General features: G+C 41.9%; 13 protein-coding genes and 2 pseudogenes. 4 read left to right on the forward strand and 11 right to left on the reverse strand.

Annotated features, from left to right (window positions below; translation table 11 throughout):
• Positions 1 to 59 precede the first annotated feature (59 nt).
• The 8 genes and pseudogenes from uvrB to C7Y71_RS00690 all read right to left on the reverse strand — a co-directional run bounded on the left by uvrB (position 60) and on the right by C7Y71_RS00690 (position 16,956).
• Entirely contained in the window at positions 60 to 2,084 is a 2,025-nt protein-coding gene (gene uvrB, locus C7Y71_RS00655) for an excinuclease ABC subunit UvrB (protein WP_111898721.1), read from the reverse strand.
• A gap of 7 nt (positions 2,085 to 2,091) precedes the next feature.
• Complete coding sequence (ispF, locus tag C7Y71_RS00660) at positions 2,092 to 2,565, reverse strand: 2-C-methyl-D-erythritol 2,4-cyclodiphosphate synthase (RefSeq protein ID WP_111898722.1); 474 nt, start codon at positions 2,563 to 2,565, stop codon at positions 2,092 to 2,094.
• Between the two features lie 122 nt (positions 2,566 to 2,687).
• Positions 2,688 to 3,890 (reverse strand): type IX secretion system outer membrane channel protein PorV, encoded by a 1,203-nt coding sequence (gene porV, locus C7Y71_RS00665; RefSeq protein ID WP_146739448.1) that lies wholly within the window; start codon positions 3,888 to 3,890, stop codon positions 2,688 to 2,690.
• Between the two features lie 56 nt (positions 3,891 to 3,946).
• Complete coding sequence (porU, locus tag C7Y71_RS00670; RefSeq protein ID WP_111898723.1) at positions 3,947 to 7,645, reverse strand: type IX secretion system sortase PorU; 3,699 nt, start codon at positions 7,643 to 7,645, stop codon at positions 3,947 to 3,949.
• Positions 7,646 to 7,686: 41 nt separating this feature from the next.
• Positions 7,687 to 8,274 (reverse strand): annotated as a pseudogene (locus C7Y71_RS00675) (fumarylacetoacetate hydrolase family protein); the annotation flags it as partial.
• A 23-nt stretch (positions 8,275 to 8,297) separates the two neighbouring features.
• On the reverse strand, positions 8,298 to 15,740 hold the full coding sequence (sov, locus tag C7Y71_RS00680; RefSeq protein WP_449619038.1) for a T9SS outer membrane translocon Sov/SprA: 7,443 nt from the start codon (positions 15,738 to 15,740) through the stop codon (positions 8,298 to 8,300).
• Between the two features lie 223 nt (positions 15,741 to 15,963).
• Positions 15,964 to 16,572 (reverse strand): Holliday junction branch migration protein RuvA, encoded by a 609-nt coding sequence (gene ruvA / locus C7Y71_RS00685; protein ID WP_111898725.1) that lies wholly within the window; start codon positions 16,570 to 16,572, stop codon positions 15,964 to 15,966.
• 78 nt (positions 16,573 to 16,650) lie between these two features.
• Positions 16,651 to 16,956 (reverse strand): Dabb family protein, encoded by a 306-nt coding sequence (locus tag C7Y71_RS00690; protein ID WP_111898726.1) that lies wholly within the window; start codon positions 16,954 to 16,956, stop codon positions 16,651 to 16,653.
• A gap of 167 nt (positions 16,957 to 17,123) precedes the next feature.
• On the opposite strand from C7Y71_RS00690, the gene nagA reads away from it, so the two are divergent.
• From nagA to C7Y71_RS00710, 4 genes are all read left to right on the forward strand, one after another.
• On the forward strand, positions 17,124 to 18,281 hold the full coding sequence (gene nagA / locus C7Y71_RS00695) for an N-acetylglucosamine-6-phosphate deacetylase (protein ID WP_111898771.1): 1,158 nt from the start codon (positions 17,124 to 17,126) through the stop codon (positions 18,279 to 18,281).
• 83 nt (positions 18,282 to 18,364) lie between these two features.
• Positions 18,365 to 18,796, forward strand: a complete 432-nt coding sequence (locus tag C7Y71_RS00700) for an HD domain-containing protein (protein ID WP_111898727.1) — start codon at positions 18,365 to 18,367, stop codon at positions 18,794 to 18,796.
• Entirely contained in the window at positions 18,772 to 19,161 is a 390-nt protein-coding gene (locus C7Y71_RS00705; RefSeq protein ID WP_111898728.1) for a DUF3307 domain-containing protein, read from the forward strand. The genes C7Y71_RS00700 and C7Y71_RS00705 overlap by 25 nt, the downstream gene beginning before the upstream one ends.
• 443 nt (positions 19,162 to 19,604) lie before the next feature.
• A complete protein-coding gene (locus tag C7Y71_RS00710; protein ID WP_111898729.1) occupies positions 19,605 to 22,244 on the forward strand; it encodes an outer membrane beta-barrel protein in 2,640 nt (879 codons plus the stop codon).
• 90 nt (positions 22,245 to 22,334) lie between these two features.
• On the opposite strand, the pseudogene C7Y71_RS00715 reads toward C7Y71_RS00710, so the two are convergent.
• From C7Y71_RS00715 to C7Y71_RS00725, 3 genes and pseudogenes are all read right to left on the reverse strand, one after another.
• Positions 22,335 to 22,448: pseudogene (locus C7Y71_RS00715) on the reverse strand (IS982 family transposase); the annotation flags it as partial.
• 272 nt (positions 22,449 to 22,720) lie between these two features.
• Positions 22,721 to 23,542, reverse strand: coding sequence for a 3-methyl-2-oxobutanoate hydroxymethyltransferase (panB, locus tag C7Y71_RS00720; protein WP_111898730.1), 822 nt, complete (start codon positions 23,540 to 23,542; stop codon positions 22,721 to 22,723).
• A 14-nt stretch (positions 23,543 to 23,556) separates the two neighbouring features.
• Positions 23,557 to 24,210, reverse strand: coding sequence for an HAD family hydrolase (locus C7Y71_RS00725; RefSeq protein WP_111898731.1), 654 nt, complete (start codon positions 24,208 to 24,210; stop codon positions 23,557 to 23,559).
• Positions 24,211 to 24,217 lie beyond the last annotated feature (7 nt).

Genomic DNA, 24,217 nt, shown 5'->3' on the forward strand with positions numbered 1-24,217 from the left:
ATACGTCAATAGGCTTCTTTTACAGAAAGGGCTTCGATTGGAAGTTGTTTTAGGACAATTTAGGCTTTACTTTCTTCTAATTTAGCCTTAAGTTCAAGCATAATGTCGCGAAGTTGTGCCGCTGTGAGAAAATCCATCTGCTTGGCTGCCGCCTTCATCTGTTTTTCAACTTCTGCAATGCGCGCTTCAAGCGGTTTATTATCTGTGATGTATTCGGCAATAGATTCTGCTGCAACAAAAGGTTCATTATCCTGATTTGCAGATTTCAGGATATCATATTGTTCCTTTTTCTTGGCCAGTTCGTTTGTCGTACTCTTAAACGCATTTTTGGGGGTGATGCCGTGCTCGGAGTTGTACGACATTTGTATTTGTCTTCGCCGGTTGGTCTCGTCAATGGTCTTTTGCATGGATTGTGTGATGTGCTTGGCATACATGATTACTTTTCCATTGACATTACGTGCTGCACGTCCGGCAGTCTGAGTCAAAGACCTGTGAGAACGAAGGAACCCCTCTTTGTCAGCATCAAGAATGGCAACAAGCGAAACTTCAGGTAAATCAAGACCTTCACGAAGAAGATTCACACCAACGAGAACATCGTAAATGCCTTTCCTCAGGTCTTCCATAATTTGCACGCGTTCTAAAGTATCCACATCGCTATGAATGTAGGCTGTATGCACACCACTGTTTAGAAGATATTCTGACAATTCTTCAGCCATGCGCTTTGTAAGTGTGGTAACAAGTATACGCTCTCCTCGCTGAATTGTATTTTGAATTTCATCCATGAGGTCGTCAACAGGGTAGTCGGTGTCACGCACCTCGATAGGCGGGTCGAGAAGACCTGTTGGCCGGACCACTTGTTCTGTGACAATACCTTCACTACGTTGTAATTCATATTCATCAGGTGTCGCACTGATAAATATAATTTGTTTCGCCATTTCTTCAAATTCTTCAAACTTCAAGGGACGGTTGTCAAGAGCGGCAGGTAGACGAAAACCATATTCAACAAGGGCTGTCTTACGACTGCGGTCGCCACCATACATGGCGCGAATTTGTGGAACACTGACATGACTCTCATCAATGACAACAAGGAAATCCTCTGAAAAAAAATCAAGCAGACAATAAGGACGTGTGCCTGGTTTCCTGCCATCGAAATACCTGCTGTAGTTTTCAATACCGGAGCAATGCCCCAGTTCTCGAATCATTTCGATGTCGTATTCCACTCTTTCTTTAAGACGCTTACCCTCAATCTGCTTACCCATTGACTCCAACTCAAACACACGTTCTACAAGGTCGTCCTGAATTTCTCTGATTGCAAGTTCCTGTGTTTCTTTAGATGTGAGGAATAAATTGGCTGGATAAATTTTGTAGTCGTTGAAAGACGCTTTTCTATAACCGGTGTCGCGGTCTATTTCTTCAATACTATCAATCTCGTCACCCCAAAATGAGATTCTAAGTACGTCATCACTATATGCCAGATATATATCCACTGTGTCTCCTGAAACACGGAAATTTCCCGCCTGTGGTGCAACGTCATTGCGTACATATAAACTTGTTACAAGTTGCCGCAACAGGCGAGTCATAACGTAAGGACGTCCCGACTGAAGTTCTATGACATTTTCATAAAAGGCAGAGGGGTTTCCCATGCCGTAGATGCAAGAAACAGATGAAACAACAATTACATCTTTTCTTCCAGATAAAAGGGCAGAAGTGGCTGCCAAACGCAGTTTATCTATTTCTTCATTGATGGCAAGGTCTTTCTCTATGTAAGTGTCTGTCGAAGCAATATAGGCTTCAGGTTGGTAATAGTCATAGTAACTCACATAGTATTCCACAGCGTTCTCAGGAAAGAAACTCTTGAATTCGGCATAGAGTTGGGCGGCGAGTGTCTTGTTATGACTGAGAACCAGTGTGGGTTTACCAATGTTGGCTATAACGTTGGCAATGGTAAAGGTCTTGCCGCTTCCCGTAACGCCAAGTAATGTCTGTGCAGGAAGTCCCGCCTGAACGCCTTCCGTGAGTTGTCGGATGGCATCAGGCTGGTCGCCCGTAGGTGCATAGTTGCTATGTAGTTTGAATTTGCTCAACCTGGTCTTATATTTTTTCTATCAAACAGACAGCGTAGGCTGATATGCCTTCCTGTCTGCCAGTGAAGCCGAGTTTCTCTGTCGTAGTGGCTTTAATACTGATGTCGTCCTCCGAAATGCCCATCAATGGGGCTAAGGTAACTTGCATTGCTGGAATATGCGGATTAAGTTTAGGGCGTTCTGCGCAAATTGTTGCATCGACGTTTGAAATACGGTAGCCTTTCTTGACCAATAATCTCGTTGTCTCTTTTAGTAAAATCTTACTATCAACGTTTTTATAGCGCTCATCCGTGTCGGGGAAGTGAAAACCTATATCTCGAAGATTGGCTGCACCCAGCAAAGCATCGCAGATGGCATGAATCAATACATCTGCATCAGAATGTCCAAGTAATCCAAGGTCATGTTCAATCTCAATGCCACCTATAATCAACTTTCTGCCTTTTGTAAGTTGATGAACATCAAATCCAAATCCTATTCTCATAATTCTATAGAATCTTTACTAAAAACACTATTCCTGCATGACGCAAAAAAGCGCATACAGGAAATGATAATAAAAATGTTCTATTTTTACTTTATCTTCTGAAAATCATTTTTTTATTTTTGCTATTTCCTTCCAAACAGTTCTTTGATGCCATCAAAGTCGAAAGAGAGAGAGACACGCAATGTTTGGTCAAGTGCGTTGATATTGGGGTTTGTCGCAATTACATAACCGGCATCAATAGCAAGTACATTCATTCTGAAGCCTGCGCCAACCGTAAAGAAACTTCTGCCACCTTGTGATTCGCTTTCATGATGATATCCGCCGCGAAGTGTAAATTTATCATTGTAAGTGTATTCCAGGCCGATACCAAAATTTATTTCTTCTAATTCTCCCTTAAAACCATCTTCATTATCGCTGAAACTCTTGAAGATTCCTGATATGGAAGACATATCGTGGTATTCATCCTGAATGCGCTGGTTGTAGTCCTCATCGCTTTCATCCGCTTTCTGCAAGGGACGCGAAGGTACCAACAGTTTATTTGCATCGAAGGCTATCGTAAAGCGGTTGAATTCATTAAAGGGAATCATCAAACTTGCACCTAAACGCAAATTGGTGGGAATGAAGTAGGAACGGTCTTCGCCATAGTTGATTTTGCTACCTATATTACTGATGTTCAAACCTAAGCCTAATTGGCATTCACGTTGTCCGATATTAAGATAACTTTGGTTGTAGAGCGCAATGTCGGCAGCAAATGCAGAGCCAGGCTTCGTGTTGTCATCGTAGTGGCCGCTAAGGTCGGAATACATATAGCGCAAGGCAACGGCTGCAGAGAAAGTCTCTGACAGCATGCGAGAATATGCCGCATCAATAGAGAACTCGTAGGGCTTAACAGTCATGTTGTCATCATTGGTCGTTACCTCACCTAACGAGAAGTATCTGATGGAGGCGCTTACAGCACTATAGTCGCCGATTCTGTAATAACCTGCGGCATTAACAAGATTGATGCCCTCGGTGAGTTGGCGAAGCCAAGGTGTATAATCTATACTTACACCTGCTCGGCTTATGGCAAATGGATATTTGGCAGGATTCCAAGCCTGTGAATGAACATCAGGATCAGTTGCAGCACCCACATCGCCCATACCTCCCGCGCGAGCATCAGGGGTAATGCTTTGCGATATTACCGCTGTCATGATGGGGTTGAATTTATCGACTAACTCGTCATCCTGAGCACTTGCTGGAATAACAGCAAACAATAGGACGAAAAGGAGAATAAATTGCGGTATAGCAAGCGGAAAAACCGCCTTATGGATGATATGTCTTTTCATTCGGATTATTTTGCTCTAATTTATAACGATTTATTATTCGTGTTATTGTGTTGTGGCTATTTTATTATGATAATCTTTTTCCCATCAGTTTCGTTGCCGTGAGTTTTGGCGCGATATATGTAGATACCTGCCGGAAGTGGCATCCCTGTAGTGGTGCTGAGGTTCCAGGTCGTGGTGCAATATGGACTACCTTCAGTATTGACAGTCTTTGCCCAAACACGTCTTCCAAATACGTCATAAACTTCAATCTCAACTTCAGTGTTTCCTGTTGATGTATCTATGTTTGATACAACGAAATTGGTATTTGTTCGCGAAGGATTGTTTGTGGCATAAATGTCAAATTCTGAATTTAGGTTCTCTGTAACAACAAAACTTAAAACTGCTGTACTCGAATTGTCGCATACATCCCAAGCACGGAAAGTAAGTGTGTGATGACCCGGCTCGATGCCTGTCAGTTGATAAGTTACAGTCCCGCTGTTGTAACTGCTGAAATCGTAGGTGAAGTATTTATTTAGAATATAAGTGTCGGAAGTCTTCCCATCAATAACCAATTCCATATCATGACCCAAAATGTTACCCGTTACATCAATTCCAGTCTCATCAGTAATGGTTGCACCGAATAAAATGTCTTGACCTACCATGCCTCCATAAATAAACTCCGGATCATTGAGATAAGGTTGGATTTTGGGACCCAACGTATCTTTAACTGTTGATGTATCGGTGCCATAAAGGTAGAATTGCTCGTTTTTACCATGGGCTTCTGTAAGTCTGTCATTGCTAACGGCATACAATGCAATTTGCGCCGCATCTTCTGTGTAACTGATACCGCGAGGAATAACGGTAGTTAAACTAAATTTACCGTTTGAAACACTGTCGTTGCCTTCATAGATGATTGTTTGGCGTGTTGTGTACTTCATGGGAGTGTCAGCACTGCCATCGTTGTTCTTACAGGTAATTGTTTCTTCATGATCGTAAATCGTAGCCGTAAGAACACCATTGAAATTGGGAAGGTTTTCGATGTGACCACTGAAACGTACTAACTGACCGGCTTTGAGTTGTATGAAACTGCTACGTTGTAAAGCCACACCATTTATGCTGTCAAGAATGATGTCATACTTAGGTATGGCGACCTTCAGTGCTGGGTCTCCGAGAAGGGCATATTTCAGTTTGTTGGAAGTTACGTCGTCGCTTGAACTGACGAGATCGTTTTTGCAAAGACGGATGGCATCACCCATAGTATATTGACGTCCATCTTTGTCAAAATTGAATACATACTTGCAAAATGCCTTGTTCAGAGCACGGTTATAACTGGCATAAACAGCACGTGAAGAACACATAACACTTATGGCACCACCGTTTGGGTTAAACAAAGCACGACGACCTATATCTTCTTCCTGCTGATCAATAGGAGTGATTTCACAGGAAGCGAAAACCCATATTGGCAAGTTTGGAGAAGCGTTTTCGCTGAAGTCTTCTTCCTTCAGCAGATTGGCATGAGAAAGTTGATGAGGAGAACCATGCCCCGTGTAATTGAACATTAAAGCACCATTCTGCATCAAGGCCTTTAAGGCGGATGTGGCTTCCGGGAATGTGTTTCCTGTTGCACTCGTTACACGCCTGTAGGCATCTTGATATATCTTCCTGACTACAAACTTGTCGTTGGTAGCATCAGTAAAGGTCTCAACGGTACTTTCAGTGTCTTTCATGTGCATGTTGTTGTCGCCATTATCTGCAAGGAAGACAACCATCTCTTTCCAACTGCCTGTATGCTCATTATTGCTGTAGGCTATAATCTTGTCAACAAGTATCTTGGCGGTGGCTGCATCATGACAAGGGATTCTTCCAATACCTAGGTCAGTCTTTTCTCGAAGAATGTTGCTGCCTTCCCCATCGTCCAAAAGACCAAAATAGTCATCGCAGGGATAGGTGTTGAGCGAACCCAACGATATACTTGTTGAAGTTCCGATGTTGTTTTCGTACGAAAGGAGGAAATTATTCAGGTTATAGTTCTTACCAGTTGACGTAACACCACGATTGTCCCAAAGGCAATCTCCAAACAGCAGAAGATACTTGGGCATATCATCGTCTGTTGAAGCACGGTCGTAAAGCATCTTCATGTAAAGTCTGTATGCGCTGGCATCAGGTGTGCCTCCTGAAAACTCATTATATAGAGTTCCGGCTTGTACGACTTTTACCTTCATCCCATCACTAGTGCTGTGTAGGTCTGCAATACGTTTTGCCTGTTCATCAAGAATGCCGCTTGAGGGAGTGATGATAACCATATCGTATGGTGTGGCATCGCCATGTAAATCCTGATTGGCGATAGTCCCATCACTATCTGGTGATGGGTATTCCTCATTCAGATTAACTATCACATATCGTTCCAGTCCATCAGGTAAATTGGCTGTAAGGGTAGAACCGGACAACGCAGTCGAAACACGAGCAGCGTTTATGCCTTTTCTGCCAATGCGCCAGACTTCTGTATTTGAAGTAGCGTTTGCTATCGTTATGTTGACGGCACCAAAAATGTTAGGACTGAAAGAATAACCATTATCTGTTGCGTCCAATCGCCTCGTATAGTTTACTCTGATATAATCAAGCCGAGACGTGTTGTTGTTGCTCGTCTGCAATTTGATGTTGTTCGATGAGGTAATATTCGTTGTATTGAAAGAACCAACCACAAGACGCCCACTCTCGTTCTCACCATACATCGGGACACTAAGCGTGCCAAGCGTGGAACCATTAAGTGTGGTTGTCAGTGCTGTTGATGACATATTGCTACTCGCACTGAATGCGATGTCAACAATAGCAGGAGAATTCTCAACTGCACCAGGGGCATGAAGAGTATAGGTCTTGCTCTGTCCCGAAGAAAAATCATAACTGTCTAAAAACTCCCTGCCGCCAGGATAAACGGAATAAGCATCATTGTCTATCGTATTATATGAACGGACAGTGTCGATGGAAGTAGTAGTTGCTTCAGCAGCAAGAGTGTTCAGCGTCAGAGGATTGTCTCCTTGTGTTACGAAGTAATAGGAATACTTTGAATAGGGATTCTGTCGGTGTGTCCATTTTTTGCTGCCGTTCTGATAAGTCCAGCGAATAACGCCTTCTGCGAAGAACATTACTTTACTGTTTGTGCGGTATAAAGGAATCTCTTCCAAGTCGTCCGTAAGAGCATCATAACCCGAAAAATTGAATGATTCCGGAATACTGCGCCCTCCATAACCATAAACTTTTATCTTGTTGATGTCAGTAAATCCCATTCTTGAAAGTTGGGATGTCGTCATTTGGTAAATACCCTCTTCTGATACGTGGATTTTTACCCAAGTGCCTTGAGACAGCACTGAATGTTCAGCATAACGAGAGGCTTTTGACGCGTCCTTCAGTTTTATGCGATTTTCTGATTTCTTCTTCGGTGTAACGAGAATAGACTTAATCCTATAATAGGTTCCTTCACGTTGAACAAAAGGTAAGAGACGTATTTCTAGAACAGGCTTTTTGCGTGAATAGGCAACATGAAATTCTGGCACGGGATTTTCGCCTACTGTCAGCCCCTGCGACTTCAATTCCTTGCGTTCTCTTGAAGTTAGTTTCTCAAGTTCAGGATATTGCAAAGACACCTCTGTAACACCCTCAACTAACCCTTCAAACCATGTGCCCACGGGATAGTCCTCTGATGAAAGTGTAACAAACTCTTGCGCATAACTGGCAAGTGCAAGAATAAATGCTGTTATTATGGTAGAAATCCTTTTCATGAATTATTCAATGTTATAGTCCCAAGAGTGGAGATGGGTGTTCATTTGATGTTGAACGAAAGTATATGCCGGTCATTTATGTATCCGTCAATGTGACAATTCTCAGTTGCGATAAATGGCATGTCGTCAGTGTCGATAAGTATGTAATCGCCTTGGCGCACAGTTGAATACTTGCTGTAGGCTGCAATTATTTTGGATGCCTTGGCAATGAAATCTGTTTCTTTTATTTGTTGCACAGACTCTCCGTTAATGCAGAGTGATGCAGACAGCAAAGAAATGTCAATGTCGTTCAGCAAGATGCAATCGCTTATATTCACAGCACCATCAAAACTTGTTGCCATATCGTATGACGTGTGCTGTCCGATAAGCAAGTCATGCAAGTCTGTTGCTACAAATCTGCAAGCCATTCCAATCGCATCAAAATAACGATGGGCAAAGCGTTCTGAAATACTTCTGCCGAGACGGCTTAGTCGTACTGTCAGGCAAAGACGACCTTCAAATTGTTCTGCAAAGTTAGGAATAAAGAATGGCTTACCATTGTTAACCAACGCACTATCAACTATATGGTAGAAAGAATATTCCGCCATATTGTTGTTGCTTGTTTGGCTCACTCCTATGAATTTCATTTCAGAATAATGTTGCTTTTATTTTATTATCGCGACAACGAGAACTTCAAACTCACACCGAAGTCTTGTGTAGTAATAGGATAACTGGATGATGTAAGCAAGGGCTTGTTCATGTTCCTGTCGTAATATGCTGTCAGAGAGAGGTATCTGCTCAAGGCATATTCTGCACTGAAACTGATTTGAACGGCCTGGTTGCCACTTGTTGCCTGGCTTAATATGGTTTGTATGTTGCGCTGGATGGCAGATTGGTTTCTCAATGAAATGTCAAGTTTCAAATTGAGGTCACTCGACCAACTGTTTCTGCTGTTCCTGCTGTTTGTCGTTCTGCTCTTATTGTTTTCTTCGTCATCTGTTTTCTTGCCGTTCGTGCGTTTAGTGCGGACGGTGCGCTTCGGTTGGAACAATTTCAAACCTTGTACCTTGTAGCCAAAACCAATGACGAAGTCATTCGACATCGTTTCCGTAATTTGCTGGGATGTCATTGAAAGATTAACCACACGAGTATGTCGCCACTCCACTTTAGCGGTCAGATTGTTTAAGAATGTCATGTCAACACCGAAAAGAGGTGAGAATGTCTCATTAAGGCTTACCGTCGAAATGTCGAACATCGAAGAAGGAATGGGAGTTCCCGACGTTACATCATTTACAAATCCTAAACCATTCATAAACTGTTGGAAACTTGTATAGGTGCTATAACTGCCTACAGAATATATGCTTTTATAAGAATGATTGAGATTGAAACTCTTGAATACACGTTTAAAAGCATTAAGTTTGGATAAGCCGCTGTAAGTAATCGACCAGTTGGGAAGAAGTTTCTTGAGGGCAGGGAAGAACTCAAGTGAAGAGCCGCTCATCGTGTATGCATTAAGGAAAGCCGGTATCATGACATCTCCTGAATAGGGACTTACCGTACCATTTTCAGGATTGAACTCTTGTCCTGCAAACGATGAGTTTTCAGGATATATGGCATGGGCGTACTGTCCTTCAACACGACTTTGGTAACGAGGCAAAGATGCCACGAATTTGTTGAAAGTCTTGTTGCTATAGTTGTTGTCGGCATTGCCCATAGATGCAAAAGCACTATTCAAACTGATGGTTGTCATTGTGAAAGAACCAGTCTGGGTGGTGGGCATACCTTCATACATATATTGAATGCTCTTTGAGCGATTGATGTTGCGAGTTGCTGACAAATCGATTTTTAAGTTGGGAATAGGCTCAAGAGTTGCCCTAATTTGCAAATCTTCTGTGAACGACGTCGCTGCAGGCGTAATAATACTGTCGCTGCGCATCAACCAGCCCCTGTCTGCTGCTTTCTCTATATATTTATCGTCAACAAATCCAAAACCGAAATCCAGCCCAGGAGCAAGCATGCCGCCATTACTTCTCTGACCAAAAATGTCGCCAACGTTTGGCAGGAAACCGGGTATGCTCATATTGAAAGTGTTTTTGTAACTGACACTGACATTTCGCAGCATCATGGCAAATCTGGCTGCGCCAAGGGCAAAATTGTATGCTTTGGTGTTCTTGTTGCGAGGCGGTGTGGCGGTAACTGTTAGTTTTATTTTTACAGAGTCCTTGCTTGAAGTTTTAAGAACAATGCTGTTGTTGTCCTTAATCTTGTATTTCACAGGGTAACGCTTGCCATCTTCTGTTATCGCATTGACACGAATTTTCTTCGACTTCTTGTTGTGCGAAATCGTTATCGTAGTGTCTGCTAAAAGTTGCACTTCCTTCTCAAAGCGGTTCGGATTAGGACGGCTTCCTCCTTTCACGGTAGTTTTACCGTCTTTCCCGTCTTTGTCATCGTTCTTTTCGTCTTTCTTATCAGTCTTGGCTTTAGGCTTTGGTGTGGGCTTCTTTGTAGGAGATCTCTTACCTTGACCGTTAAACTTTTGATTGGCTTCTTTTAAGAATGGTACGTGATTATATAATGTTTCGAAGTTAAGTCTTCCATTGACATTGATATTTCGTGAATTAGCAATCGTGTTGCCCAACGAAGTGCCGTCATCGAGATCTGAGCCGCGAGTCCAGTTATAGTTGGCAGTATAACTTACATCGCTTGTAATCCAGTCGAAAATAGGTATCTTATTGATGGGAAGTTTGTAACTCGCTTCAAAGGCTTGTTGGTATGTCAACGGTGTTCCCATGTGTTGGATGCTGTGCCACACAGAATCTTTCCATGCACTATATCTGTCGGGGAATAGATCCTTGTTTACAGCAGTATATGGCTGTTGTATCTCCGCGTCTGTTGCAGACGTGAAACTGGCATGCAGATTCTTTGTGAAGTCCCAGCGTATGGCAAAGTTCCTGTTCCAGAAAAAGTCGCTGCTCCATGATAAAGGCAAACTCTTGTTGTCAAGATTTTCTATGTCGCGCTCTTGGAATTCATAGTAACTGCGGGTGATGTCGCTGTTGAATGTTATGCTCTGTGGCAGATAGTTGAAACCAAGTTCTTTAAGTATTGTAAACCACTTACTCTTGCTTTTCAGTTTCTTGAAGGGTTCAAATGTCTTATATACAGGAGACCATGCGTATGCGAAAGAGTATTTCCAATCCTGATCCAATTCCCACACTGTTGTCTCGCCTGTGGTATATCTGCGACTTGTGGCAAAACCGAACGTAAAGTTGGCAGGGTCGTATGGCATAGGATGGTTTTTCGTGGCGATGTTGAACCTCAGACCAGTAAGACTGAAGTTTTTGTTTGTAACAACTCTGTCGGTTATGTTGCGAAGTGAATCTTTTTCGTGTTTCGATGCCAGACCATCAAGGGCATCTTCCATCTCCATGTCAGTATCAAGAGGGTTGTATCTGGGAGAAGATTTCGACTTGCTGTAACTATAATAGAGTGGTGCGTTCAGTTTTGCTTTTTCAGGAAGCAACTTGCCTAATTGCACGTTAGTAGTCATGGAGAACTCTGTAAGATTGTCGTTCCGACGCTGGTTTACAGTTTCCTCAAGACCACCAAAACCCTCTGTTTCATGGTGACCGGACAAGTTAATGGTGGCAAAATCGCTAAGTTGTAGATTAAGATTGGCTCTTGCTGCCCAACCACCATGATTTGAGTAGTTTTGCAAACGAAGTTCATTCGCCCAGACTTCTGCACTCTTTGTAGAACGAGAGTTGTTTCGCACACCAATCATTATTACGCGTACATCACCTATCGACGGATTACCCATCACACTGACTTTGTTGGCAGGTTTGTTGGGATCGTATTCGCTATATAAACTGCCATAACTTGCCATACCAAGGCTCTTTTGAAGGTTGCGTTTCTTCTTGATGTCTGTAAGCAACTCGAAGTCGATGTCTATCATGTTTTCTTCGGGCCATACTATCGTCGCACCCTTCGTGCCTTGTGTGTATTTACCCTCTGGAGTTACTTTCAGCGGAACTTCATATTCGTAGAAGTTGTTCTTGAAGTCAGTACCCAAACGTAAGAAAATACTGATTTCTCCATCCTGAAGGTTGGGGTCGCCCGCAAGTGCGTTGGCATGTGCAAACATTTGTACATGTTTGTAATTACGCAAGTCGAGATATGTGTTCTTATAGACTGCACGTGCATCGCCTGTTGCAAGATTTTCTACAACCAGGCTTAATGACTGTTCGTCATTCTCAAGAATTTGGCTTTGTCCGGGAGTTACGACACGTGTAATACCTGGCGGAATAACATAGTTTACAGGTGTTTTGTCGGCGTTCTCTTCGAATCCGACACTGCTCGCTGCAAGTGTTCCGCTCGTTGAAGGTGTCTCGCCGTTGTAAAGCGCCTGTTCATAGTTGCGCCATTCGCCATGTACAAGATTGAATGTGGCAAAACGAAGAACAACAGGTTCCTTGAAATTCGTAAGGAACATACGCATGAAGCGGATGCTACTGAAATCGTTTATATTGCCTTGTTTGCTGTCGTACTGGTCAACGGGAATACGGAACAGATACCATGTTACTTCTTTAGTGTTGCCGTCGCGCGTCTTCGGAGAAGTCGTACGGCTGTCGACAATGTAGTTCTGGCCTACTTGCATAGAAGAAGGATCAATCTTCACATGGTATTGGAAGTATTTTTCGTATTCGTTCAGCGTGTAGTCTTGGTTGATGTCTTCACAATCGGGAGTAGTCTTATATGCAGTACTATAACTTTCTGGGCTATTATCTGAGTCTGGAGAGTTTCCGTTGGTTCCGTTAATATATTTATAACGGTCAAGAATACCTAATCTGAGATTGTCGTAGTCAGAACCTCTGAAGTAGTGGTATCGGTCGTTACTTGGACTCGCAAAAATGCTATCATATACTTCTGCTGATACCTTACCTTTAACTTGTGAAAGATAGTCTGCGTATGCACCATAAGTTTGCTCCTCTATGCTACTCAAACCGTTAAGACCAACGTCTTGACGGTTTCTTGAACCGCTTGAAGTGTTGAATGCGTATGTTACGGTTGATTTTGTTGAAACTTTACCCCAGGCGGTTGTGCTGAATTGCTGGTCATTATCGTTGGTAGGCAAACCGCTTTCGTATGATTTCTTGCCGTCCTTGAGAATGTCCTCGCTGATTTCACCAAGATTGAAGTATAAGTCTCCACTCAGGTCTTGCCCGGTTTCTTTTGCCTTGACAAATGGATCCATCATCCAAAATTCTATGAATTCAATGTTGGATCTTTCAAAGTCAGTCGTCTCAAGTTTGCGCATCATACCGCCCCAACGTTTTTCGGGATTATTAAGTCTGCCTTGTGAATTCAGGTCGGGGTCAAGGTTGTATGGGCCGCGCTCGTTAGGATAGTAAGAGAGGTTGAGTACGTTCAGTGTAGCACTCTCTTTCTGTTGAATTTGGCGATTTGGGAACAACTCGTTGATGTAAACTTCTCTGACATAAGGGTCACTCAACTGCGCAAGGTCGTTCTTGATGTATCCTGGAGTAAGCGAACTGCTTCGTCGAGTAAACAGCGGGTCGATGTAATACCATGAAAGCAAAGCACGGTTGTAGCCGTATCGGACATCATTGTTGTATGTGCTTTCCGTGAACATTGATGGCGCACTCGAGATAATCCATTCATGCGGGTCGCTGATGTCTATGTCGGTATTTGCATTCTCAAAGTCGTCAAGATATGACGCATTTCCTTGCGAGGAAGAATTGTTACCTGCAATGAGTTGAGCAAACTCAGCGGTGAAATTTATGCTCGAAGGCTGTGTAAGGTTAAGCAATGGTAACTTGTCTAACATGTTTGTCAGCCATTGACTCTCTTTCTTCCATGACATGTTAAGGCCCCATATCGTGTTGTTAAGGGGCTCGCCACCCATGGAGACTTTTGTTGTTTGAGGTTTCTCACTAAGATGTAGGAAAGTTCCGCCAATTTGGAAATTCTTGGAGAAGTCGTATTGCCAATTCAGTCCAAACATCGTCTTGCGTTGCATGCCGTATTCGCTGTTGCTCTCAAGACTGACACTTATTGGAGTGCCGGCATCAAGAATGCTTTGGTTCTGAATGTGTACTATACCACCAAAATAATCCACCGTATAGTCGGTTCCTTCAATAAGAGTCTGTCCGCCTGCAGTAACTACCACTGAACCTTGAGGAATATGAGTGGATCCGAGGATTATCTCATTTGTCTTTGTGGCCTTGAACTCGCCAGTAATCTCAAACTTATTCTTTTCGGCAATTTGCTTTGCAATAGTCTTTGTCGAATCATACAATTCCTGAAATACATATTTGTCTGCAATGGCGTCATTGCCTATAACACTGCGAAGGTAGGAACCAAATGGCTCTACTACAGGAAAATAAACCCTGCCGCTTGAGGCATCAATCGTATAACCCTCAACAAAGTCAAAATAACTGTTAGGATTACGTTTGTTATTATTGTCCAGACGGTCGAGACCGAGAAGTTGGAGTATCTTTTTGTCCTTGAGATTTGGCTCTGGGAGATAACTTAGGAAAACACCGCTTGTATCACTAAGGAACTTGATGTCCATCTTGAACTTTTCTTTCTTTACACTCGTGGCACCGAGTGAATATACATTCTTCATCATCAGGTCCCAGTTACCCTGATAGGGAGTGCAGGCTGTATTCTTCAGACTCTTTACGAAAAGTGCTTTCGAGTTGTCAGAAATATCTGTGGAAAACTCACCAACTTGGTATGTGGTGCCGAGATAGGTGTATTCAAATGCAACGGCAAGAACCTGGTCTGCCTGAAGTGTGGATTTTAATGACACATAACCAAGCGCACGGTTAAGAGAGTATTCGGACGTATTGAGTTTTCTGGCAGAACCAACTTTTTCATAGTCCGTACCGCCTATCATGCCAATACCATCTAAAATGCCTGTTGCTTGTGTAATGTCTCGTGCTTCTGCATAGTTGCTGGAAAGAGTGGCATAAAGGTCGTTTGACGAGTTCGCTGGATTTGTTGAACCAACGGCTGACCATTTTGTGTTGCTGATATGGCTTTGTTCACCAATATCCGTAAGAGCGATGATGTCGCGTGTGTCGGTGGTTGTTCCGGTGTTGTTGGTTACCCAAATTTCAACGCGATTTATGTTGACACCACTCATAATGTTCGGCAACTGACTCATGTTGGCATCATAATTATCGCGGAAAAAGTGAGCAAGGAAGAAGTGTCGGTTATCGTCGTATTCCGCCACATTTATTTCATAACTTGATAATTGGTTGCCACCCTGGCTACTTACACTTTTTGATGATGATTTCTTCTGGCTTAATACCGTCTGAAGTTTTAACCTCCCAAACTGAAGGTCTGTACGAATACCAAAAAGCGATGACGCACCACGTATGAGTGTGCTGTTTGTAGGCATACTGATGTTGCCTGCTTCAATCTTTTTTATAATCTCATCCTCCTTGCCGTCGTAATGCAATTTGATGTTCTGTGTGTCGAAATTGAATGTGGTTTTTGAGTTGTAGTTGAAGTCCATGTTGACTTTGTCGCCAACCTTCGCGTTCAATGATACATTGATGTTCTCATCAAAATCGAATCCAAAAACTTTGCGATTTCTCTCTGAAAGGGAAGGATTATCTACAAAACGGGTGTTAGCACCGATTTTCAGTTCTGCACTTCCGTTTGTTTTGATACGAACTCCGCCCTTACCGAAAATTTTGTCAGCAGCGCCAATGTTGAACTGCATGTCTGTGAAATCGAACTTCTCTTTGCCCTTTGCTTCAAATTCTTCACGATTCTTGTCGATATACCAGCGACGGATGCTGCGGTTCATTATCCACTTGTTGTATTCATCGGGAGTCATGATGAATGGTGCTTCAAGAAAACTCTCGTTGGCACCTAACTTAGTACCTAACTTGTATGTGCCACTTTTTTCATCGTAATAAACTTTTGAACTAAGATTCTCAGGATCTTTGAGGTCGCCGGAGTAGGTGTTTGGCGATGTCATGTCTGTTACGGTTGATTTCTTTACAGGGGTAATGAGAGAGTCCTCGCGGGCAATTTCAGAATGAGATGCTGTAGAGTCAGCGAAAATTTGGAAAATTGAGTCAATCCGCTCAATTTGTGTAGAATCCAAATCATCGGCTTCTGTACTGTTTGAAAAATCAACTCTATATTCTGATATAAAACTACGTATAAACGGTAGATACACCTTCCAAAAAGAATGTGTTCCAAATACACTTGCATGAGCGCTCGCAGAGCAAACAAGGCAAATGATGATAACCGCTAATACTTTATATCTGATTTTCAATTTGTGCAGTTTTACGTTAAAGTGCTTTCAGAGCCTTCTTGATTACTTGTTCAACAGGCAGGTCAGGCTCAGCCTTGATGATAGAACTGACGGCTTTATGTGCCTGCTGTGAAGAATAACCTAACATGGTTAAGGCAGAAATCGCCTCATTGGAAAGTTCTTTTTTTGCACCGATGGTTATGCCATCGACTATGTCGTTTGAAGAACCGCCGGAAACACCGAGAGAGAGAACCTTGTCTCGCAATTCTACAATGATGCGCTCAGCAGCCTTCTGACCTATACCTTTCACACTCTTCAATGCACGAGTGTCTTCTGAAGATATGATATCTTGCAACTCAGATGGCGAATAGGCTGAAATAACAGCACGAGCCGTAGCACCGCCAACACCACTGACACCGAGAAGCAACATAAATATGTCGCGTTCATCACAAGATGAAAAGCCATAAAGCATTGTGGCTGCATCTTGACGAACTTGTTCATAAACATAGAGCCTGGTGTCACTCTGACCACGCAAAGCAGAATATGTATTTAACGATATCTGAAGTGAGTAGCCAACACCAAATGCCTCGAGAACCACTTCTGTGGTCTCAAGACGATCCACCTTTCCTTTTATATAGTCTATCATCTTAATTCAATTAACGATAAATAACGGAGTTTATTGTAAAAGCGCAGTTATCTAAGATACAATCAGTGAGTCGGAATTTTAATTTGGAATAGTGTAGTCAACGCAACTCCTGCCAGTCAGATAGGGTTTTATAATACCTGCCGCCCTAATGTGATCCGGATGAACAGAGTAACGACGAATGTCTTCAAGAGAGTTAAACTCACTTAGCAGACAAATGTCCCAAATCTCGTCTGAATTGATGTTGTTTCCGACCTCTATGTGACGTATAAATGTTATTGTCTCCGGCAGACGCTCTATGGCGCTCTTAAATTTTACAAACAACTCATGCTTTTCACTGGTTGAAAGTTTCTTGTCAATTTGGAATAAAACAATATGTCGTACCATGTTTCTTTTATATTTGTTATGCAAAATTACTAAAATCCGCGTTTAGAATAGACGTTTACAAGCAATCTTTATTTTAACTCGTAAGATTTAATGATACTTTTTGTTCATAATTTCAGATTTTTTTAATTTTGTGTGCCAATCAAACGAATGATATCTTTAAATATATTATCATGAAACAGATTTTCAACGGAAGAATTCTTACACCGGAAGGATGGCTTTCGGGTGGTTCGGTTATTATTGAAGGGAACAAAATCCTTGAAGTTACAAATAACGACCTTCCTGTAGAGGGCGCTGAAAGGATTGATGCCAAAGGATGCGATATTGTTCCTGGAGGAATAGAACTTCACATTCATGGTGGTGGAGGACGCGATTTCATGGAAGGAGAAGAAGATGCCTTCCGAATTGCAGTTGACGCGCACCTCAAGCATGGCACAACTGCCATTTTTCCAACACTATCATCATCATCAATTCCAATGATAAACGCCGCTGTAGAGGTGTGTGATAAATTGATGGCAGAAGATAATAGCCCAATTATGGGTCTTCACTTGGAAGGACCATACTTCAATCCGGCAATGGCAGGTGCGCAGATGCCGGAATTCATCACGCCGCCCATACCCGCAGACTACGAACCGCTTCTTGAACGTACTAAATGTATTAAGAGGTGGGATGCTGCGCCAGAGTTGCCGGGTACCGAAGAGTTTGGAAAATTCTGTGTAAGTCATGGCTGTCTTCCTGCAATAGCACATACAAAGGGTAGTTACGAGGATGCAGTAAGGGCATTCAAAGCAGGGTTTACACACATGACACACTTCACTAATGCAATGAGTTCATTGCACAAAGTGCGAGAATTTAAGCATGCAGGTATTGTGGAAGCAGGATACGAAGTAGAAGGCTTCACTGTAGAGGTAATTGCTGATGGAATACATGTGCCACCACCTTATTTGTCAATGGTTTACAAAATGAAAGGCGTGGAACACACAGCACTTATCACTGATGCGCTCGCAGTTGCTGCAAGTGACGCTACGGAAGCATTCGACCCACGTGTTATTATCGAAGACGGCGTTTGTAAACTCGCAGACAGATCTGCGCTCGCAGGAAGTATAGCAACAATGGATCGCCTTGTGAAAACAGCAATTCAGCAAGCCAATATCCCAGACTTTGATGCATACCGTATGACAAGCGAAACCCCTGCAAAAATTATGGGTATATACGACCGTAAAGGTTCTGTCCAAAAAGGAAAAGATGCAGACATCACACTGTATGACAACAAACAAGAACTTAAAATGGTCATCCAGATGGGAAGTATCGCAATGAATAATCTGTAATATCAATGAATCTTAATCATGAAAAGTAATCCTTCAAGAAAAAGAATCACGAAGGGTTACTTTTCTTATTAAAAACATTTTTCATGAATAAGAAAGAATTATATGACAAAGCACTCCAGATAGCCATCAAAGCACATGAAGGACAGAAAGATAAATCTGGACGAAATTATATTATGCATCCCATTCGTGTGTCTGAAAGATGCAAGACCATAGATGCAAAGATCGTAGCACTTCTCCACGATACCATAGAAGACACAGATGTTACCGAAGATTATCTGAAAACAGAGGGCTTTCCACAAGAGATTATTGACGCGATAAAGTTGGTAACAAGAAAAGAAGATGAAACTTACCAGCAATTTATTGAACGTGCTGCGAACAACGCCATAAGCCGAGAAGTTAAGATTGCAGATCTTGAAGATAATATGGATATCAGGCGCCTAACAGAAATCTCTGACAAAAGTGTGGAACGTTTGCGGAAATATCTCGCAGCATGGCATTATTTGCAGAAACAATGAATTATTTGTTATTAACATCTCTGATTGTTTGCCATTTTTTTGCTGATTTCTGTCTGACAACTTCCTCAATGATTAGGGCAAAAGCAGACGGGAAGGTACTTTTACCTATATTGGAGCACTCCTTTGTACATGCTCTGTTGATGGGTTTTTGCTTATTGCTTTTTGAGACTGCATGGAAAATTCTGATTATGCTTATGGTTTTCGAAATGCTGTCGCATTTCTTGATAGACACAGGCAAGGGATTGATAATGTCGCATTTCAAAATTTTTGCGGACAATAGAAGAAAACCATATTGGATACTATATGGTTTTGACCAACTTTTGCATCAAACCATTATTATTTTAATATGGATGTTTGCACAGTAGCAAGCATCCATATTAAAATTTGATTAAAAAATCAATAAGACTCTTCTAAAGAAGGGAATATGTTGTTTTTTACATCACGAACATAATTGCCAACTGCATCGGGCTCGCAGCCCCCGAGAGTGGTGTCTCGGTTTTCTTAATTTATCGTTAGCGTCTGCAAACATAGTAACTTATAAAATCCTCGCGCGTCAAAGAGGAAAACCCTCTTAGGGGTGATAGAACATAGGCAGGGGTGCACCCCTGTTATGTTGTGTACACCTACACGCGAACCCCGTCGGGGCGACAGAGAAAAACAACCGCAATTCGTGCAATCGCCGAGCGAAGCAATGGCAAAATAATTCAGGGGGATTAATTTCTCCACATGAATTTTATGCTATCTTTGCCAACGTATTTCAGAGGTTAGCGGAAAAGAAACAGTTGTAACAACGATTTTTATTAGTATCATGAAAATAAAGAATAAAACAATCAGTCTCATTTGGATAACTTCTTTAATCCTTTTTCCTCTCTCTGGATTATCAAGAACAAACGTTTCTAACTTATCTGAAAGAGACGCTTTCTTTCAGAAAGTAGATACTATCAAACCGCAAGAACTAGGGACCGCAACGGTAACCGCAACACGTTTGCTGCTTGTTACAAGGGGTGATACTACCATTTATGACCTTGATGCTTTGAATATCAAGGAAAGTGCCTTGCTTCGGGAGGCTTTCATGAAGTTGCCTGGAATGAGTTTTCGGGATGGTATACTCTATCATAATGGACAGGAAGTTAAGCGTGTGCTGATTAATGGATTAGACTTCTCTACGAAAGACCCCTTACTGGCTCTCCATGCACTTCCTGCCTATATCATGAAAAATGTAAAGGTGTACGAGCGCCAGAGTGAATTTACTGAACGGACAGGTATTGACGATGGACAGTTGGAACTCGTCGCAGATGTAAGTGTACGACGTAAATATATGGGAGTTTGGACGGGTGAACTGGCACTTGGAATGGGTACAGACGAACGCTTCTTGGGTAAGGGATTTGGTAACACCTTTACCGACGACTTCCGCATTTCACTCTTCGGCAATGCGAACAATATCAACAGACAAATGTGGTATAACGGTGATGGACAAGAGCGGGCAGGGACAGAACAACCAGGAGACAATGAGTTCTACACGCCTGGAATGACATTCTTATGGAAGAATAAAAAGAGCCTCAAAGAGAAAGGTTATTTCAAAATCTCTGGCGGTCTGGACTATAACAAGGAACTGTACGACAGGGAGGCATTAGAGCGCTCAGAGTCATACCTCTCTGACGGCAGCCTCTTTTCCGCAAGTAGAACGATAGGATCTACAAATAAGAGTCGCTTTGCTGGAAATCTTAGTATGGATTGGAATATTTCCAAAGTGCTCTCGGCAAGTTATAAGTCTTCATTTGATTTAAGTCGCAGTAAAGGAAACAGCAATATGCTCAAGGCAGATTGGAATGGAGTGCCAATTATTTTGGACGAAAGTATCCCTAGTGCACTCAATGACCTACTTTATTCAGATGGGAAAGATTCAGAAGCTATTGATTTACAACAAAATGAAAAGAGCTTCCTCCGATGTGGCTCTGACTATCAGCATAGACTTGGGTTCAGCTATGCAAATCCTGAGTCTCGCACTTATCTGAATTTTGGGCATAAGCTCAATTTAGGTTCTGATACTCAGGAAGATATTCAAGATATTTACTATAAATACTTCAATCAAGAAGCATATCGTTCCTATGGGCTTTCTCGCACCCTTGATGCGAAAACTCACAAGAACTCTCAAGGAGTGATTTTCAGTGTCAAGCAGTACTTCACAATCAAGGGATTTAGTTTTTTTTGTCTAAGCTCAGGATATAGCTACACTCAGGACCACACGACGTATGATGGTGCCGGCTATCTAACTCATAGCAACAGTTTTATGTCTCAAACACAAAGCGTTGACGATGAAACCACTCGATTTTGGAATGAAAAGGGACATCAGCACAAAATTGATGCCGGACTTAGTATGAGTAAGGGGATTTTTGGATTTGAATTTAAACCTGAACTACATATCAAGCATTCACAATTGAACTTTCGTAAACAAAACCTTCCAGAGCTTTCTCTTCAACGAGATTACATATATTGGAATCTCATGACACTCTTGATTGCACGCTCAGCAAAATTGGGTACTGCTTATGTAAGATACCATATTGACCCTAATATACCGAGTATTCATGATCTTGTCCGTTATCCCGACAAATCAGACCCACAATATATCTTAGTAGGTAATGAAAATCTTGCAATGGGATACCGACATACCTTGGTAGGCCTTTATAATCGAAACTTTGTTCAAGAACGCGAGAAGGGTAAGCTTACTCGTACGCTACTTGTTCATACCGTTTATTCTCGACTAAGCAATGATGTAGCTAGATTCACAACCTACGATCGTAAAACGGGAGTTGCGACGGTGCAACCTGTTAATGTGTCTGGTAATTGGAATGCCAAAGCATACATAAGCTTTACAACTCCATTCGACATCGCTCAGCGTTTTTGGCTGGAAACTTCTGCCGAAGCCTTAATTACTAAGACGCGAACCTTTTCAAGCACGGAATCTTTTGAAAATGCGACTATGAATGTCAATGACAATCGCCTTTACGCTTATAAGGCTTCAATCAAGCCACGTTTAAGATTAAAGACCGTTGATTTTGCACTTGGCTATGAACTCATATTTGAGGAGAATCATGCAACCTATCTTTCAGCAAACAACAAAAAGCAATGGCAACACCTTATCTCAGGTAAGTTGAATTGGCAACTTCCTTTTGACATCAATTTAGAGGCGAGTTGCCGATACCACAATTATGGTAGCTATCTTACCGGCAAGCGTGAGCATTGGACGATGCTGGATTTAGAGATGGAACGTAGTTTCCTCAAAAAGAAAAATCTTTTTGTAGCCTTATCTGTACACGACTTGTTTAATAATAATGATGGTTTCTCTCAGACATATAGCGCAACAGCTTTAACTCAGAGCTACGAACGGACGCTTGGTCGCTATGCGATGCTCACGCTAAGATACCGCTTTTCTTCAAAGAAAGAATAGGCTTTTCTAAGGAAAGACGACTCCCTTTAACGAAAACGATTTTCAAACACTTTAATATGATACAACCCGTTGGCGGAATTAAATCAGTGCTTATTTAATTCTTCCTATGGGTTTGTTGTTGATGAAGTTGATGTACTGTAATGCGGTCATCGCACTGATTTTGCTCACTATTCGAGCAAAAAGACCGCAGGTCTGCTTGGCATATCTCCAGAAATTTGACGAACTTTGTGTACAAGTTGCACATAACGAGATTATATAACTTAAAGGTTTGATGCTCTAAGTTACTAAATATCTGCGATATATGCAACTTTTTATTATACATTTTGCGAACTATTTAATTCCGCCAACGGGTTTTTATTATGAATTATCATGAATTTTTACTATAGCAAGCGAGCAGAACACGAGCAATCAGAATTAACAAGAGAAGCAAATTTAATAGTCAATTCGCAGAGAATTTAAGTTATCTCACTTTAGCGTTAATAAGATTCTTCTAATGTGGGGAATGTATTATCTTTCACATCACTAACATAATTGCCAACTGCATCGGTTATAATTGATTGTAAATCTGCATATTGACGTAGAAATTTGGGATGAAAGTCTTTACTCATGCCGAGCATATCGTTCACAACCAAAACCTGACCATCAACGTATGGTCCGGCGCCAATACCAATAATAGGTATTTTAACTGCTTCTGCTGCATGTTTACCAACAGATGCAGGCACTTTTTCTACCACAATCGCACAACAGCCAATTTCTTCCAGCATTTTAGCATCTTCTATCAGTTGGTTCTCTTCTTTTTCGTCTTTGGCGCGAACGCCGTAACCGCCGAACGCATTCACACTTTGGGGAGTTAGTCCCAAATGTCCGACGACGGGAATACCGGTTTCTATTATACGCTTGATTGTTGCTTTATAAGGAGCGCCTCCTTCTATTTTTACAGCATCACACCCCGTTTCTTTTAAAATGCGTACAGCACTTCGAACTCCGTCTTCCGGACAGGCTTGGTATGAACCAAATGGCATGTCGCAGACAACAAACGCACGTTTCACGCCTTTTACTACAGAACGAGTAAGAAAGATCATCTCTTCCAACGTAATGGGAAGAGTTGTGCTGTTGCCTGCAATAACGTTTGAGGCACTGTCCCCAATGAGTATGCTGTCAACTCCAGAAGCATCGAGTATTCTGGCAGTACTATAGTCGTATGCTGTAAGCATGGCAATTTTTTTGCCTTCACTTTTCATTGAAGTGATGCATGTGGCGGTAATTTTCTTGTTATCTTCAGTTATATATGCTTCCATTTTGTATAATGTATTTATAAGTATTTTTCTGCAAGTTTGTTAATCTTGTCCCAAAAACCAACATTGTTGACAACTTCAGACAGGTTGTTGATGACAATGTCGCTGTATTGAGAAACAATATTTTTCGGAAGTGTGGTGGTTAGTCCTACAACCATTCCTCCAGAATTTTTAGCCGATATCAGACCATTAAGAGAATCCTCAAATATGACGCATTTCTTGATGTCTGTTTCAAAGAAGTTTGCAGCATTTAGGTAGCAATCGGGCGCAGGCTTCGAACGACCAGAATCTTCGGTTGTAAAAATCCTGTCGAAAAGTAATGGCATGTTGGGATGCTCGTGATAGACGCAAGACATTTTGTCCTTATCTGAACTTGTAACAACAGCGGTTTTCGTGCCTTTCCCCTTCATCATACGCACAACTTCTTCAGCACCTTTCATGAAGGGAAAATGCATTTTCTTTTCGAAAGCAAGAAGGTGCTTTTTTATTTCTTCTTGAAGTTCTGTCGTGGGAAAGTATTTGTCAAAAATGCTGACAAGTGAATGTCCCTTGATGTCGTTGGCAAAAGTAGGTTCCTTGGGCACATAATGATTGCCAATCTCTGTCCAGAATACAGAATATTGGCTTTCTGTGTCTATAAGTACACCATCAAGGTCGAACAATGCTGCCATATCTTTC

Source organism: Pseudoprevotella muciniphila, from assembly GCF_003265305.2.
In the GTDB taxonomy this organism is placed as follows: domain Bacteria; phylum Bacteroidota; class Bacteroidia; order Bacteroidales; family Bacteroidaceae; genus Alloprevotella; species Alloprevotella muciniphila.

Coding starts and splice junctions, on each gene's coding strand:
- ispF (WP_111898722.1), bottom strand. CDS start 2,565: ATGAGAATAGGATTTGGATTTGATGTTCATCAACTTACAAAAGGCAGA.
- porV (WP_146739448.1), bottom strand. CDS start 3,890: ATGAAAAGACATATCATCCATAAGGCGGTTTTTCCGCTTGCTATACCG.
- porU (WP_111898723.1), bottom strand. CDS start 7,645: ATGAAAAGGATTTCTACCATAATAACAGCATTTATTCTTGCACTTGCC.
- ruvA (WP_111898725.1), bottom strand. CDS start 16,572: ATGATAGACTATATAAAAGGAAAGGTGGATCGTCTTGAGACCACAGAA.
- C7Y71_RS00690 (WP_111898726.1), bottom strand. CDS start 16,956: ATGGTACGACATATTGTTTTATTCCAAATTGACAAGAAACTTTCAACC.
- C7Y71_RS00700 (WP_111898727.1), top strand. CDS start 18,365: ATGAATAAGAAAGAATTATATGACAAAGCACTCCAGATAGCCATCAAA.
- C7Y71_RS00705 (WP_111898728.1), top strand. CDS start 18,772: ATGGCATTATTTGCAGAAACAATGAATTATTTGTTATTAACATCTCTG.
- C7Y71_RS00710 (WP_111898729.1), top strand. CDS start 19,605: ATGAAAATAAAGAATAAAACAATCAGTCTCATTTGGATAACTTCTTTA.
- panB (WP_111898730.1), bottom strand. CDS start 23,542: ATGGAAGCATATATAACTGAAGATAACAAGAAAATTACCGCCACATGC.
- C7Y71_RS00725 (WP_111898731.1), bottom strand. CDS start 24,210: ATGGCAGCATTGTTCGACCTTGATGGTGTACTTATAGACACAGAAAGC.